Origin of the sequence: Paenibacillus sp. GM2FR, assembly GCF_002803325.1 — a bacterium.
In the GTDB taxonomy this organism is placed as follows: domain Bacteria; phylum Bacillota; class Bacilli; order Paenibacillales; family Paenibacillaceae; genus Paenibacillus_AQ; species Paenibacillus_AQ lautus.
Genome location: NZ_MKZM01000011.1, coordinates 15,216 through 32,043 on the forward strand (window position 1 = coordinate 15,216; position 16,828 = coordinate 32,043).

Genomic DNA, 16,828 nt, shown 5'->3' on the forward strand with positions numbered 1-16,828 from the left:
ATCATTCCAGACTACTATTGTCCGCTGTGTTGTACATGCATGTTTAAGTGAGAGGAATGAATCGAATGTCCGAAGTTTTTCTCGGCTATATCACAGACTTACAGGAAGCGACAGCATTCGATATCATTATAAGAGGCGTCGGCACTTGGTAAGCATCTTTAGTCGAAATATGCTTCTAGGACAGGTAAATAAAAGACGCCATCCGGCTCATGCCAGAAGACGTCATCATTTAAATTACAATCAATATGCGTTTTTGAATCCGTTGCGGATCGTGCGCAGAATGATTTTGATATCAAACAGAATGGACCAATTCTCGATGTAGAAAATATCGTGCTTGATCCGCTCCTCAATCGAAGTGTCCCCACGCAGGCCGTTGCTCTGCGCCCACCCCGTGATGCCCGGGCGTACGTGGTGTTTCACCATGTACTTCGGAATCTCCTCTTTGAACTGTTCAACGTAATAAGGGCGTTCCGGTCTTGGGCCCACAACGCTCATATGTCCGAACAGGACATTAAAGAACTGCGGCAGCTCATCCAGACTGGTCTTCCGGAGAAACGAGCCGAACTTGGTGCGGCGTGGATCATTCTCCACGGTCCAGCCCGTATCCGGCGCCCCTTCCGGCAGCGGCTTCATCGACCGGAATTTATACATATAAAAGTTCCTGCGGTTCAGCCCGACCCGCTCCTGCTTAAAAATGACGGGTCCCCGGGAGGTTATTCGGATACCGAGGTAAATCCCGATCATCACCGGCAGGGTGAGGATAATCGCCACTAACGAGAATACAATATCAAACGCTCGCTTGAACAGTCGATTTGCTGCTAAATCCAGCGGGATATCACGCACGTTTATCATCGGCATCCCCGCGAAGTTATCAAACACCGGCCGTGCCGGGAGGTAATCGAAAAAGTCCGGGATAATCAGCGTCCGAACACCGGCCTTTTCACATGCGGCGATGATCTCCGGATACTTGTGATGCGCATTTAGCGGAAGTGCTAGTACGACCTCATCGACGAGCTTTTCGTTTAGCACCTTATGTAGATCGCTAACCGAACCGAGAATAGGTTTAAGCCGTCTCGCTTCGATGTCGTCCCACTGCTGGTAATCGTCCAGGAAACCGATGACTTCATACCCCAGCTCCGGGTATTGCTTCAGGTTTTTGAAGAATCTCTTGCCCAGCGTACCTGCACCCACGATGAGCACGAATTGGCGATTGTAGCCTTTTTCCCGAAAATGCTTTAAAGATTTCTTTAAGAAATATCGGTATAGGATAATGAAGGCTACGTTAAGAATCATGTAGATGGCAAGATACCACCGGGAGATATTCACTTCCTTCACGAAGAACATTAAACTCAGGAGGACGAACATCCCAATGAAATGCATCTGGAAAATCTTCATGAACTCGTCAGCAAAGCGTTTTTTCCTCTTCGGTGAGTATAAGGAGATCATGATGCCAACAGACAAGGCTACTGCACCATAAACTAGACTCCACAAAGTATAGGTTTCAAGAGGGAGCGGTTTTTCGTACGGAAACCAGCTGCTCTCAAACTTGATCCACCATGCACACAAAAATGCCAGTTGGATAAAAGCAAAATCGGTAATCATATACAATTTGGTCAAAAAGCCTTGGTTCTGGCGGATCATGATTTCACCTCCACTCCACCTGAAGATTGCGTTATGGTTGCCGGACGAATGGGCTTAAGCCGGTTCATAAGCAAGGATAGGAGCAATTTTAAACCCACGCCTGCATAGACGGCTCCATTAACGAATATGTTGTATTTCTGCCGGTAATGCTTCCGATGAAAAAGTATCATCGCCCGGTGGAACTCATAAATGATCTTGAACGGCCTGCGCCGGGCGCTGCCGCCTTTATAATGGATAATCGTGGTCCGAGGATAATAGTGAATTCCCCATCCCGCCTGCTTGATGCGATAACACCAGTCGATATCTTCCCCGTACATAAAAAACGTCTCGTCCAGCCCGCCTACCTGCTCGATCGTCTCGCGGCGTACCAGCATGAACGCACCAACCAAACAATCCACCGGATACTCGACGTCCGGATTCAAATACCCCAACTGATACTGGTTAAACTCCGGCTTGTTCGGGAACAGCTTGCTGAGCCCAAAAGCATAATAGAAGGACGCTGAAGGCGTCGGGAACCCTCTTTTGCAAGCCTTATCAAGCGAACCGTCCGGGAGGACGATTTTACAGCCGGAAGCACCAATGATCGGATTGTAGTCCATAAAAGCGACCATCGTCTGTATCGTATCCTGCTGGATAATCGTGTCGGAATTTAGCAGCAGCATATATCGCCCTTCCGCCACTTCCATCCCCTGATTGTTGGCTTTGGCAAAGCCGGTATTCTCCGTGTTCTCGATCAACTTGACCTGCGGGAATAACTCCCGAATGGTCTGAACCGACTCGTCCTTCGAGTTGTTATCTATCAAAATGACTTCATATGTATACTCCGTCTCTGATGCAAACACGGATCGCAAACAGTCCACCGTCAGCTGACAAGTATTGTAGTTCACGATTAAAATGCTTAAATCCATTGCATAACGTCTCCTGACAAATATAGTAATCTATCGACATTATAGCATAGTTCATGGGGAAAGAAGGAATATCAGATAATTGATGCTTTAGTTTTTATGAAAGGTGCCCCCTAATATAAGCCAATAATCAAAAAAAGCCTAATCATTAACAGACTAGGCCCTTTTAATTATTCTCATATTCAATCGAGGTATGTCGGATTGCCCTTTACTTCAAGCATAAATCGTTTCAGGGCATCTCTCCAATGAGGTAAGTCAGTTAAACCGTTCGTCCGAATGGACATATTATCAAGAACAGAATTAGTCGGCCTTGGTGCAGGGCGAGGGAATTCTGCAGTTGTGCAAGGAGTTAGTTCGGCTTTCATGGCCAATCCAAGAATCTCTTGATACTCTTCAAAAATCGCCTGGGTGAACTCATACCATGTACATGTTCCCTGATTGGACGCATGATAGATTCCATACTTCTCTGTTAAGGCGAGCTCTAACAAGAAAGAAGCCAAATCCGTTGTGTAGGTGGGTGAACCCTTTTGGTCGTTAACAACCTTTAACAGCGGTTTTTCTTGACCTAGACGGAGCATCGTTTTAACAAAGTTATTCCCTTGCAGTCCGAACACCCATGATGTTCTCACGATAAACCACTTGGAGCAGAGTGTTTGGGTAAGGATTTCGCCGGCTAACTTAGACTTTCCATAAACACTCTGAGGATCAGTCTGGTCGTATTCCACATAGGGCATCTTACCTTGACCGTTAAAAACATAATCCGTGCTAATATAGATCAGTTTGGAGCCTGAAGACTCAGCTGCTGTTGCAAGATTTCGTGTTCCCACGGCATTAATGAGATAGGCCTGATCCATATCAGACTCGGCAGCGTCAACAGCAGTATATGCCGCACAGTGAATGATGCAATCAGGCTTGTTTTCCTTAATGATTTTATGGCATTGAGCCAGGTCAGTGATGTCGAGTTCACTTCTTCCATACCCTAACACATCATGCTTAGAGTCAGTAAATATACGTACAACATCCTTCCCAAGCTGCCCCTGTGCTCCGGTTACAAGCACCCTCATGAATGACCACCCAAACGCTTCCCGTATTGCTTGGTTACATATTCCCTATAAACACCTGACTGAATACGTTGCCACCAATCTTTATTATCCAGATACCACTGAATCGTTTCTTTGATACCCGTCTCGAAATTATGCTTGGGTTTCCAACCAAGTTCATTCATGATTTTCGTTGGATCAATTCCATAACGACGATCATGTCCCGGGCGATCATCTACATAAGAAATCAGAGACTCGGGCTTCCCAAGCTCTTGGAGTATTTTTTGAACGATATGAACATTGGTGCGTTCATTATTTCCGCCTATGTTATACACCTCTCCATTAACGCCTTTGTGTATAACCAGGTCAATAGCACTGCAATGATCTTCAACGTACAACCAATCCCGGATATTCAACCCATCGCCGTAGACAGGTAGCGCTTCATCATTAAGTGCACGGGAGATCATAAGCGGGATTAGCTTTTCTGGAAATTGAAAAGGGCCGTAGTTGTTAGAACAACGTGTAATATTGACCGGGAGTCCAAAGGTCTCGTGATAAGCTCTAACCAGCAGATCTCCTCCTGCTTTACTAGCGGAATATGGACTGTTAGGAGCCAGGGGCGTCTCTTCAGTAAAAAGTCCAGTTTCACCCAGTGACCCATAAACCTCATCGGTTGATACTTGTACAAACTTCGTTACATTATGTTTTTTGGCCGCATCCAACAAAACCTGAGTTCCAAGCACATTAGTGTTCACAAATACTTCTGGCTCTAGAATGCTTCGGTCCACATGAGACTCAGCAGCAAAGTTAACCACAACCTCAATCTGATGCTGCTCAAAAATTTGCTCAACCGCTTCTTTATTCGCGATATCTGCTTTAACAAACGTATAGTTAGCATTATTTTCAACGGATTTGAGGTTCTCCAAATTCCCTGCATAAGTTAAGGCATCCATGTTGATGATCTCATATGTGGGATACTGCTGTAACATGTATATAACAAAATTGCTTCCAATAAATCCAGCACCGCCGGTAACAAGTAGTTTCATTGAAGTCCCCCCTAGTTAAAGTTCAATTCTGCGTTCTTCAGTAACGGGTGGTTTTTATCTTTATCTGAAAGAATCGGATTTGAAGTTGGCCAATCGATCCCTAAAGCCGGATCATTCCATAATATTCCCCTGTCGTGTTCTGGGGAATAAAATTCATCTACTTTATAAAAAACTTGTGTATTTGGAACAAGTGTACAGAATCCATGTGCGAACCCTTTTGGTACCAGTATTTGGCGTTTATTGTACTCGCTAAGAATCACACCAACCCAATTGCCAAAAGTGGGGGAATTTTTGCGAATATCAACAACAACATCGTATATTGCCCCTGAAAGGACACGAACCAATTTGGTTTGTCCTTTAGGGTTTAGCTGATAATGCAACCCTCTCAAGACACCTGCATCGGATGAAAGAGAGTGATTATCCTGAATGAAATAATGATCAATATTATGTTCTTTTAAAACAGCGGTGTTATAGCTCTCCATAAAAAAACCCCTATTATCCCCATGGACTTTTGGTTCAAGCAGGTTAACACCATTTAAAGACATAGAGGTGATAATCATAGTCCCACTCCTCCTAAATTTTTAATTTACCGAATTCCTCTGTAAACACCAAGTCATGAGCTAATTCATTGGCCCTTGCTAAGGAAGCATGTGTACCCGCATCAGTCCACCAACCATTTAGGACATCATAAGTCAGCTCACCTCTAGCAATATATGCATTATTAACATCTGTGATCTCTAATTCACCACGTGCGGAAGGCTTCAATGTTTTGACAATTTCAAATACATGATGATCAAACATATAAATTCCAGTTACTGCATAATTGGATTTTGGATTATTCGGCTTTTCTTCTATGGATACAATGCGGTTACCTTGTATCTCAGGGACGCCAAACCTTCTCGGATCTTCAACTTGTTGAATTAATATCTTAGCACCCTTCTCCTGTTCTCTGAAATTTTCAACAAACTTAGAAAGGTCATCTTCGAAAACATTATCTCCTAGAATAACAACCATTTGATCAACACCAACAAAATTTTCAGCAAGATCCAATGCTTGAGCGATTCCACCTGCTTCATCTTGAACTTTATAAGTAAACGTAACTCCCATCTCTTTGCCACTTCCAAGGAGATTTACAACATCACCCATATGCTCTTTACCAGTCACGACAAGAATATCCTTTATTCCTGCATGTTTAAGTTTAAATATCGAATGAAATATCATTGGATATTTACCTACGGGAAGTAAATGTTTATTGGTAACTTTGGTTAATGGGTAGAGGCGTGAGCCTGTGCCACCTGCTAATATAATTCCTTTCAATGAACTCATCTTCTTTCTTTTTTTATTGCTTAAATAAATTTTCTTCACTAAACTTGTCTCCAAACAGTAAATCATATTCCAACAATTCGTATTTATCCAAAATATCTTCCTTACCTACTTCTACTTCATTTAATAATTCTCCATTACTTTTAATCATTAGGTCTTTGGATAAACCAATGTATTCTTGATTAAGTTCTTGAAGAAAATCATAAAATAGTGGCGGCTGTAAGTTTGCTAGTTGAAAAACTTTAGGAAGAAGAAGAGAAGGACTAATCCCATCTAAGTGTGTATCTATACTTTTACCAAGATTGTTCCATATTAATAATGGAGTACTTTTTAAATATTTTTGTTGTTCAAGCCCTTCATTTTCACCAGAATCCAAATCTTGGTAAACATCCGAACCTAAATTCGGTAAATGATCACCAAAAAAAACTACAATTGTAGGCTCGTTAATATTATCTATTAAATATTTTAATGCTTCGTCTGCATCTTTTACTCCTTGCGAATATATCTCTAAAACTTCCTTTGTCTTTTCTCTAATTTCACCAGTAATTTCAATTTCTGATGGATACTTAGATTCTTTGTTATAAGCTGAGTGATTTTGCATTGTTATTGCATATATGAATGTAGGCTTTTCGCTTCCATGTATTTCTTCAATTATTCTTTTAGACACTTCAATATCCGCAATATATACTCCCCGTCTCTCAGGATTAACAAAATCGTCTTCACCAATAAATTTATCGAAATTAAAATGCCGGTAAACATTATCCCTATTCCAAAACCATTTTACATAAGAATGTAAAGCGATGGTTTGATAACCGCTCTTTTTCAATACATCGGCTAGAGAAGGATACGGTCTTTTAATGTATTGTTGATAAGGCATTGACCCTTGCGGTAAAAACCGCATGGACAAACCTGTTAGAGCTTCAAACTCAACGTTAGATGTACCGCCTCCAAATTGAGGCGATAACAACCAACCTGTCGTACTACTATCTTTTAAGGAATTATAAAAAGAAAGGGGATTCTCTGAAAAGTCAATATTTTTGGATATTGTTGGATCCCAGAATGCTTCATTCATAATATAAATAATATTAGGAGCCTCTTCCATAGCGTTATATATTGTCGAACTCGTTGGACTATTTATGGAATTGACTATCTGAAGTATGTTTTCTTTATTATAGTTCGCGGGCGGAACAACTATTGCATTAGGAACATTTAATACAAAACCTAACAAGGATCCGTTCTCCTTGTAATTCAGCGTCTGCTCCCAATTAATATTTACAATATTCATTTTGTTTAAGACACTTTTTGATAAAGGGATTTTATCCCATAGGCAGAATGAAATAATTATACAAACTGAGAAAAAGAATACTACTCCCCTTTCTAGAAGGGATATTCTAACAGCTAATACTCGCTTCCTGAATTTAATTGAAGCAATTAATAATACAGCTAAAAAAAGCAGATATATAAAGTTTATTTCTTTATACATACCAGGCAGGAGATTTAAAATTTGTTTGGCAAATATAAAATCCCATGGGAAGAAGGGCTCCTCTAAAAAATTCATTTTATATTTCTGAATTAATCCAAACAATGACATTAACAACTGATATAAACTAAAACCAACAATAAAGTTCGGAATCACAGACACTAATATCAATAGAATTGATATACATAATAAATAATTGATAATAAAAGCCCCAAAGCTATCGCCGATCCATACAAATGTTAAAGTTAAACTGCCTCTGACTATAGATTCTAGGATAATCAGACCAACAAAAGTTCCTAATAATACCGTGAGCATTCTATGGATGCGCTTATTCCTGATTATGTTCATTACTTTATAACTGTTCTCCTAGTGTTTATGATGTTTTCAAAAGTTTCAATCACTTCTTGATCGGATAATTTACTGATATCAATATTGTTACTGGAATATATATAATCATCATCAATGATTAATTTATAATCAAAATAAAATTGCGCCAATGATCTCAACATCAATTGAGGATTATATCTAAATCGGATATACTCTTTTTCCTTTTTATTCCTCTCCTCGTCAAACATAATATGATGATGAATTAATAGAGAGTTTGGAGAATTAACAAGTCGTTTCCCTGATTTCCGCAATATGTATGAAATTGCGGAATCTTCATAGACATTTGGGTAGCCCTCAACCTCTGGGAACCACCCCTTAAACAACGTTGCCCCTACCGGATTCCAATCTGTATCATATCTTTCTAATGTTGAGAGGTCATACACTGATTTGTTAATATTGTACAACTTGAATTGAACTCTATTCCCTGAAATTTCTTCATATCCGCCTGTAAATTGTAGTACATTACTTGGAAATGTCACTCTACAAGTTACTGAGCCTATATCATCTGATTCTTCAGCACGAACTAACAATTCTTCAAGCCAACCTTCAGTAACCTCTATGTCGTTATCAAGGGAGATATAATATGAATTTGGTGTTGCATACTTCATCGCTTCTTTTCTTCCACCAGCTGGGCCTAAATTTGATGAATTGTATATAACTTTCACACCCGGTATGCCCTCAATATGGTCTTTTATAAATGATACGCATGATTCGGAAGAGCCATTTTCGAATAGAATAATCTCATGTGGAATCTTGACTGTATTCTTAATAGATTGGATACATTGTAAAGTTTGATCTTCTTTACCAAAAGAGATCATTATAAATGATATTAATTTATGAAAAACACCATCTCTAATTGACCGACGCAGTTTTGCTTGATCGGAGATGACGATAGACATATTTTTCTGCTTATCGTTAGATTTTATTGATTTTTGATTGGTATGGATACGATGTTTATATAGGAATTCTGGTACATGAACAAATGCGGAGTTTGGATAATGAAACGCTACTCTCAGTACCATGTCATAATCTTGTGCACCATCATATTCCGAATTAAAAACCCCTACTTTTAGAAACACATCCCTACTAATCATTTTGAAGTGTGACGCATACATTCTAACATCCAAATGATCTTCAAATATATTATCTTTCGGTAAGTGGTCACAAGAAAACCTTCCAATTTCCTCCGAATCCTCATTAATATGAATTCTATTTGTGAAGGAATATTTAGTTCCAGGTCCCCAATACTCTAAGCACTTCTCGATAGCATTCAACTCCAAAATATCATCACAGTCCAAAAAAGCTATAATGCTCCCTTCTGATTTTGCCATACAGATATTTTGTGTCTTTGAAATGCCTTGATTATGTTCATTCTTAAATAATCTAACCTTCTTATTATTTTTGTAGGTATTTAATATCGTGCTTACTTTTGGATCTGGTGAGCAATCATCTACAATAATAACTTCAATATGTCGATACGTTTGATTGATTGCTGAGTCAATGCAAGAAGCTAAGTATTCGACATTATTATAGACGGGAATAATAATTGATACTAAAGGATACTCATTTTTTTCACTTGTATTAACTTCTGTAACTAAATTTGCTTCAGGTTTATATTTTATTTTTGTTTTAAGGGAAAGCAGTTTATAATATGTTTTCTTAAATTGTGATCTAAATGGTTCAGGTGTTCTTCTCATGACGTTGAAAAATTTCCCATGAGCCTTTCTTATTGTTTTTGAATTCTCTGCTTTTACTATCACTGGTTTTATGATACTTTTAAGTGCACTATTCGACTTTCTATAAAGAGCTTTATTATATTCATTAATTACTCTTAAAGGTTTGGTGAACCTCCAAGAGGTGGAGTTCAATAATTGATTAACTAGAGCATTCGCCTCCAAATTAGCTTCCACCAAAACTTTATTAACTTCTTCAGCTCTATTCATTTTTTCAACTAGCTCATCTTTTTCATTCAACAGGACTTCCTGTATACCAGTTAGCTCATCTATTAAACTCCTATTTCGAGCGTCCTTTTCACTTAACTCTTGTTCTTTGAGTTGATGTGTTTCTATTAACGATGCAATTTCATTCTTCTGTGAAGCAATCAATTCCGAAATGCCGTTTACTTCTCCGGCAATTGATGTAGGAACATCTTCGGACAAACAGAGCGTGATTATAAATATACCCTTCGTTCTTTTGATTTCCGGAAAATCACAAATGATCTGAGTAGACTCATCCAGAATCAGAAATCTCCGTGTTTGCATACTCGGTAATTTAATTGCACCTTCACTATATCTAAGTAATGATTCTGTGATAGCTGGGTTAAACCAATTTAAAATAAGATTATTGTTTTCATCCAGGAATTCAAGCTTTGTTATTTCTAAAAACGCGGGTGCAATGCAGTCAATCAGGATATTTAGTTGTTCAGTTCCTGATCCCACGACCTTAAAACTTAGTTCGGTATAGCCACCATTACTAGGCAAAGATACTACTTCTGTTTCGCCTTGAAAATCGGGTGTAAATTTCAGCGATGCTTGATGGTACAGATTTACTTCGTTCACATAATTATTTACTTCCGTGGAATTGACAGTCTTTTTCCTGGATACGTTAATAAATTGATACACATCACTATCAGATTTCCTTTGAAGATATTTTTGCAAACTATTAGGAAAATCACTATATCGTTGCCTTAACTCTGTTTCTTCAGGTTTTAGAACTGACTCGTAAGAATCAACGATCTCTAATCCCGCACGTTCCATAAGGCTGTGTACGCTTTTTCTTGTAAAAAAGCGGATATGGGTGTTATCTAACAGCCCTAAATTGGTATAATCAAATTCACCAAGGAGCAGTTTCATGATTACAGCATTATGTCCTATATTAGGAATAGATGTTAAGACCTTCCCTTCTTCATCAAGGAATTTTTTGGAGTATGTCAATACATTCCATGGATCCCTTAAATGTTCTAGCACATCCGCAAATATAAGAAAGTCAAATTGCCGTTCTCCTAACTGAGAACCCCAATATTCTAGTTCATCCAAATCTGCCACAATCATTTTATCGCAAAACTGAGAAGCGATAGAAGCTGCATCAGCATCTATTTCCACACAATATACGACGCATCCAAGTTCCTCTTTGAGATACTGGGTCATATATCCAAGTGCCGGTCCAAACTCTAGAACACGTGATCCAGGCTTAACTTGTCTCAATATTAATGAAAGAGAATTGTCACTCGACATATCAATGTTATATTTATACTTCATTGCTGATTGCTACCACCTTACTTTGCCAATTATGATCTAGCAAAACTAAACCTTCCGCAACATACTCCGGATGTTCAACCCAAAATGAATTCACACGACTTTTATAGTCATATCTAATAAGAGCTGAACTCTCAAAAAAGCCTACATCAACTAGGTACGAACCCGGTAACAAGTTTAATTCCTTATACTCAAGAATTAATTTATAGGTTCCACAACTTCCTTCTAAAGCTTTTTCGTCAATCTTAGTGTTTAGTCCGCAAATGTAAGTGCCCTGATTATCGAAAATTGCAACACCGCCTACAAGACCATCAATTGGTTTGTGGATTGTGTATGTTACTTCAACAAATATATTCCCACCCATTTTAAACTTCGAATTTACTGTACCTGTCTTATCAAGAAAAACAACTTGATCGATGGAAAGATGCTCTTTCCTTTCAATTGCTTCTACTTTTTCATTAGACTCTTCTACTTTTTCAAGTCCATATTTTACGAAGTCTTCATACTGTTCAATTACAGTATTCACATCACCTCGCGCATGAACTTGACCATCCATCATCCAAATTACCTCATCACAAAAATTCCTAATCGAATATGAATCATGACTAACAAACAGTATCGTTTTCCCCTGTTCTTTAAATGATTTCATTTTCTCGATACATTTTAGTTGAAATTGCATATCGCCTACAGCTAATGCCTCATCAACAATTAAAATATCAGGATCTACATGCACTGCACAGGCAAAAGCCAACCTAACCAACATTCCTGATGAGTAAGTTTTAATTGGTTGTTCAATGAATTCACCTATCCCTGCAAATTTTTCGATTGATTCCATTTGATCAAGGATTTGTTTTTTTGTTAATCCCATAATTGTACCTTGCATAATAACATTATCTCTTCCTGTAAATTCCGGATTAAAGCCACTCCCCAGTTCTAGTAAAGCAGCTATTCTACCGTTTATCGTTTTTTCTCCGGATGTTGGGTTAAGTGTTCCTGCTATAATTTGAAGTATTGTGCTTTTTCCCGAACCATTCTTACCGATTATACCTATAGTGGTGCCTCTCTTTACCTTGAAAGACACATCTCTCAGCGCCCAAAATTCATCATATTTTTTTTTGTTTTTCGAGAAGCTCTGGATAATCCGATCTTGTGGCCTATTATAAATTCTATAACATTTGTTTATATTTGAAAGTTCAATTGCGTTATCAAAGAACATCTGCAAACGCTCCTTTAGTTTTTCTAAACCAAGCAATACCCAACATAAATATAATCAGACCTACCAATGTCCCCACTAAACACCATGTCCAATTAGGAGTAGATCCCCAAATTAAGATGTTACGCATATCTTCGACAACATAACCTATAGGATTAATGTAATAAATCGGCCTTAATGTTTCAGGAATTATACTGATAGGGTAGAATATTGGACTCAGAAACATAAGTGCTTGGACTACGACCACTAAAATATGTTGAATATCTCTAAAAAAGACACCTACAGAAGAAAGAAACCAAGCAATGCCCAACGAGAGCAACACAAGAGGTAGAAGGACAAGCGGCAGGAAGACAACAGTCCAATAAATTACCCCATTTATGATTAAATTTCCAATCATAAGAATAACTAAGCTAATTATTAGTTGAACAAATGCAGAAAAAAGAGAGACGACTGGAAGTACCTCCAAAGGGAAAACTACCTTTTTTACATAATTCACATTACTTAAGATCAAAGAAGGAGACTTGGTGACAATCTCAGAAAAAAAATTAAACGTAGAAATACCGCAGAATAATATTAGTGCAAAGTCAAGTGTACTCGTTCCTTGTTGCCCCCAACGAGACTGGAGAACAAAGCTGAAAAAATAAGTATAAATGACTAACATAAATAATGGGTTCAAAATAGACCATACTACTCCAAGATAGGAGCCTTTATATCTAAGCAATAAGTCTCGTTTAGTTAGTTCCATTATTAAATCTTTCTTATCCATAAAATAACTGATAGGATTTCTCATAATTCCTCCATAAATTAAATCTCTAAATGTGTATTAGAATAATTATTATGCTAAAATATTGTCGTATCTACAAGAAAAGGAGCTAATTACGTTGTCGAATCCAGTATACGGTAAAAAAGCCGCTGAGTCGAGGATAGAAGGAAAGCGATCCGCTTTGTTATGGGTGTTAATTTCAGGAATTATCTTATTTCTGTTCTGGACGCCTTTCCAGACAGCTCTATTCAACGGACAAGAGCTACAATTCGAGAAACCAATCTTCTGGGCTGCTATACTAGCAACTCTATTATTATTTCTTTGGATTGCACAATTTTATAAAAGCATCCAACTCAAGGATGAAAGAGATTGGCTTGCTGTGGGTGTGCTTTTACTACCTCTAACTTACATACTCTCACTCATCAGTGCGGCTTCCCATAGTCTTGCCATGAATATGGTCGTCATAAATTGCATTTATGCCATTATGTTCATCATTGGATTATATGTACTTCGTGACAAATTAGGGAACCGAATCATTCAAAGTACAATTATGACTGTAGCATATCTTATTGTTGGTTTCGGCCTACTCCATTGGTTCGGCCAAGGTAAGACTGCCGGTGCTATTGCAAAATGGTTTTCTAACACGGTCTTAAACGGTACGTATACTCATGCGGTCATGACCGACTCTAATGGTCTTCGTCTGACTTCGGTATTTCAGTACGCGAATACTTATGCAGCTTTTCTAATGGCTTTCTTGTTCGCGGCAGTCTTTTTTGTTACAACATCTAGAAAATGGTATGGGCAAGCGTTTCATAGCTTCATGCTGGTGCCCATCATTGTTTCGTTGCTCTTAACGTTATCTCGTGGTGGTTTGGTCATGCTGCCGGTAGTATTTGTTCTGCTGCTCCTATTCCTGAAGCCGGCCAAACAATTATTGTGGATTCTTTATTGTGGTATAGCGGGTGTAGCTTCGCTGATCATTTCTAAACCGGTAACAGAGTTAGGGTTGAATTTGAATGAAACCTTCAGCAGCAGTGGCGCCCTTAAGGGTTGGGGAATTTTGCTCAGTGCGTCCGCTATTGTAGGAATCCTTGGATGGGTCATTCAAAGTTTCATTGCTCCAAAACTGGAAAAAGCATTAAGCAATTGGTCCGCTAAAAAGGCCTCCAACATGTGGATTCCCATCGGTTCCTTAGTTTTGGGTGGCTTGCTGATCTTCCTATTCATCGGCACCAATCTCAAAAAAGTATTGCCACAAAATATCAGCGTCCGGCTCGAAAACATTAACTTCAACCAACATAGTGTCCTTGAACGGTTCACATTCTACAAGGATGCCATGAAAGTTCTGGCTGACTACCCTATTATCGGTGCTGGCGGAGGCGCTTGGGCTTCACTGTATGAGCAGTATCAGAACAACCCCTATACAAGTACTCAGGCCCATAACTTCTTCCTTCAATACTTGATAGAGGTTGGTCTTATTGGCTTTCTAGTATTTATGTCATTCATTGTGTATATCTTCTATAAATACATCCGAGGGTACGTTCAAACTGATGATGAGGGACGCAACAGTCACTTCCTATATCTCATCTTGGTACTGTCGATATTGATTCACAGTATTTTGGACTTTAACATGAGTTACGTGTTCATGGGAATCCTTGTGTTCCTTGGACTCGGTGGCATGGCATCCGTAATGAACAGCAAACCAATTAAAAAATGGAATGTGCAAGATTCGACAGCAAGAAATATCTACTCTGCTGTTGTAGGCCTTGCTTCTATTATTTTACTAATTACTTCTATCCGTTACGTACAGGCTGCTGAAGCTGGTTTGGAGGCTCGAAAAATTGTCCAGGTTAGTACATCGTTCGAAGAGATTAAGGCACCACTGGACAAAGATCTCAGCATTCGACCTAGCCACCCGGAATCCGTCCTTCTATTAAACTCATTGTATCAATCTCTTTATCAGCAGAGTCAGGATGAAGGCTTTTTCCAACTATCTACTAATCTCTTAAATCAAGTTCTTGAAGATGAGCCTCATAACAAATCTATGCTGAATCAATTAGTTAAGAGTTATGAAATGAACAAACAGCCTGAACAAGCTTATGAAATTCTTATCAATAATGCCTACAAGTTTAAATGGGATATCAATTGGTACGAGCAGATAATAAATAAAGGGTATGACCTGGGAATGAAAGCCTTAGGGGAAGGGGACACTGCCGGAAAAGAAAAGTACTTTAATTCGGCAACATCAGCCTTTGTTAAAGTACAAGAAGGTATCAAGCATTTAGCTACATTACCTGAAGGCCAACTACAAGGTAACCCTTTCGAAAACACACCCGACATGATCCTCCATACAGGAAAAATGCACTTCATGATGAATCAGCCGAAGCAAGCATCAGAAGCTCTTAAGCTCGGCATACAAGAAGATCTCTCGCAGACAACCCAACAGGAGATTGTACGTTGGTATCTGGCAGCATTACAAAAACAAAACTTGAGTGATGATGCCCTTATGGGGAGACTAACCCAAGTTGATCCGAATGCGAAGGACAATGTTCAACAACTTGCTAATCTTCAATTTTAACTAAAAAGGAGGCAGTTCGTGGTAGAAATCTTCTACCCAACTGCCCCCTTTTTTTCTTATGTGTATAAAATCGCTTTTACCGAACTTTCCCCAAAACCCCGCTTAAATATGCAATCAAATCATCTTTCAAATCTTCCCGTTGCAATGCATAATGAATGCTGGTTTCAATAAATCCCAACTTCTCGCCGACATCATGACGCATCCCATCAAAATGATACGCATAGATGGGGCTCCGATGAGCTAAGGTGGAGATCGCATCTGTCAGTTGAATTTCCCCGTTCTTTCCAACCTCCTGATTCTCTAGCAGGTCGAAGATTTCCGGCGGCAAAATATAGCGGCCCATGATGGCCAGGTTAGAAGGCGCCTCGGCACGGAACGGTTTCTCTACCAACCTCAACGTTTCATAGATTCGTTCTGATTTCTGAAGTCCATCTACAATCCCGTAACGGTCCACTTCATCCCAGGATACCGGCTGAACGCCTACAATGGCAGATTGGTAGGTGTCGTAGACTTTCATCATCTGTTTTAGGCAAGGGATCTCCGACTCCACGATATCGTCGCCTAGCAGCACGGCAAACGGCTCATCCCCGATGAATTTGCGCGCGCACCAAATGGCATGACCCAGCCCCTTAGGCTCCTTTTGACGGATATAATGGATATCTGCCATGTTGGAGGGCTTGCGCACTTCTTCGAGGAGGTTCCATTTCCCTTTCTCAGCTAGGTTATGTTCCAGCTCAAATGAAGAATCAAAATGATCCTCAATCGCCCTCTTCCCCTTACCCGTCACAATAATAATGTCCTCAATGCCGGAAGCGACCGCTTCCTCGATGATGTATTGTATGGTCGGCTTGTCCACAATGGGAAGCATCTCCTTCGGCATCGCTTTCGTGGCTGGCAGGAACCGCGTACCAAGTCCAGCGGCCGGTATGATCGCTTTACGAATGTTCATTTTATCTTCTCCAATCCCGTAAGTCTCCCATATTGATGACATTGTATCATGAGTCCGGCCAACCCATCGATTAAAATCGGTTTTTGTCAAAGGCAAGCGGCTTCAGCGAAAAGGCCAAGAATGTCTCCTGGTAGTCGGAGAGCATAATGGTCACCACCCCTTCGGGAAGCGTCAGATAGAAAAGATTACCCCAGTAATGGTCGTACTCCATCTTAAAAATGCTTCCCTTTCGGTATGTATAGAAAGACG

General features: G+C 39.5%; 13 protein-coding genes. 1 reads left to right on the plus strand and 12 read right to left on the minus strand.

Going from position 1 to position 16,828, the window contains the following annotated elements; all coding sequences use genetic code 11:
- Positions 1-240 precede the first annotated feature (240 nt).
- From PAEVO_RS28510 to PAEVO_RS28555, 10 genes are all read right to left on the minus strand, one after another.
- On the minus strand, positions 241-1,641 hold the full coding sequence (locus PAEVO_RS28510) for an undecaprenyl-phosphate glucose phosphotransferase (RefSeq protein ID WP_100540873.1): 1,401 nt from the start codon (positions 1,639-1,641) through the stop codon (positions 241-243).
- A complete protein-coding gene (locus PAEVO_RS28515) occupies positions 1,638-2,549 on the minus strand; it encodes a glycosyltransferase family 2 protein (RefSeq protein WP_100540874.1) in 912 nt (303 codons plus the stop codon). The genes PAEVO_RS28510 and PAEVO_RS28515 overlap by 4 nt, the downstream gene beginning before the upstream one ends.
- A gap of 179 nt (positions 2,550-2,728) precedes the next feature.
- Positions 2,729-3,610 carry a dTDP-4-dehydrorhamnose reductase gene (rfbD, locus tag PAEVO_RS28520; RefSeq protein ID WP_100540875.1) on the minus strand — a complete coding sequence of 294 codons (882 nt, stop codon included), beginning with the start codon at positions 3,608-3,610 and terminating at the stop codon, positions 2,729-2,731.
- Positions 3,607-4,632, minus strand: coding sequence for a dTDP-glucose 4,6-dehydratase (rfbB, locus tag PAEVO_RS28525; protein ID WP_100540876.1), 1,026 nt, complete (start codon positions 4,630-4,632; stop codon positions 3,607-3,609). Before rfbB ends, rfbD begins: the two co-directional genes overlap by 4 nt.
- Positions 4,633-4,643: 11 nt before the next feature.
- On the minus strand, positions 4,644-5,192 hold the full coding sequence (rfbC, locus tag PAEVO_RS28530; protein ID WP_100540877.1) for a dTDP-4-dehydrorhamnose 3,5-epimerase: 549 nt from the start codon (positions 5,190-5,192) through the stop codon (positions 4,644-4,646).
- A gap of 13 nt (positions 5,193-5,205) precedes the next feature.
- The gene (locus PAEVO_RS28535) at positions 5,206-5,949 is read right to left on the minus strand and encodes a sugar phosphate nucleotidyltransferase (RefSeq protein ID WP_100541348.1); all 744 of its coding nucleotides are present in this window, start codon (positions 5,947-5,949) and stop codon (positions 5,206-5,208) included.
- Positions 5,950-5,971: 22 nt separating this feature from the next.
- Positions 5,972-7,750, minus strand: coding sequence for an LTA synthase family protein (locus PAEVO_RS28540; RefSeq protein ID WP_165789773.1), 1,779 nt, complete (start codon positions 7,748-7,750; stop codon positions 5,972-5,974).
- 32 nt (positions 7,751-7,782) lie between these two features.
- A complete protein-coding gene (locus tag PAEVO_RS28545) occupies positions 7,783-11,079 on the minus strand; it encodes a glycosyltransferase (RefSeq protein WP_100540879.1) in 3,297 nt (1,098 codons plus the stop codon).
- The gene (locus PAEVO_RS28550; RefSeq protein WP_100540880.1) at positions 11,069-12,292 is read right to left on the minus strand and encodes an ABC transporter ATP-binding protein; all 1,224 of its coding nucleotides are present in this window, start codon (positions 12,290-12,292) and stop codon (positions 11,069-11,071) included. Before PAEVO_RS28550 ends, PAEVO_RS28545 begins: the two co-directional genes overlap by 11 nt.
- A complete protein-coding gene (locus PAEVO_RS28555) occupies positions 12,282-13,079 on the minus strand; it encodes an ABC transporter permease (protein ID WP_100540881.1) in 798 nt (265 codons plus the stop codon). The genes PAEVO_RS28550 and PAEVO_RS28555 overlap by 11 nt, the downstream gene beginning before the upstream one ends.
- A gap of 91 nt (positions 13,080-13,170) precedes the next feature.
- Here PAEVO_RS28555 and PAEVO_RS28560 point away from each other — a divergent pair, with 91 nt between their 5' ends.
- Complete coding sequence (locus PAEVO_RS28560; RefSeq protein ID WP_100540882.1) at positions 13,171-15,630, plus strand: O-antigen ligase family protein; 2,460 nt, start codon at positions 13,171-13,173, stop codon at positions 15,628-15,630.
- Between the two features lie 76 nt (positions 15,631-15,706).
- On the opposite strand, the gene galU is transcribed toward PAEVO_RS28560, so the two are convergent.
- Positions 15,707-16,579, minus strand: a complete 873-nt coding sequence (gene galU / locus PAEVO_RS28565) for a UTP--glucose-1-phosphate uridylyltransferase GalU (protein WP_100540883.1) — start codon at positions 16,577-16,579, stop codon at positions 15,707-15,709.
- Between the two features lie 70 nt (positions 16,580-16,649).
- Positions 16,650-16,790, minus strand: coding sequence for a hypothetical protein (locus PAEVO_RS34025; RefSeq protein WP_165789774.1), 141 nt, complete (start codon positions 16,788-16,790; stop codon positions 16,650-16,652).
- Between the last annotated feature and the right edge of the window lie 38 nt (positions 16,791-16,828).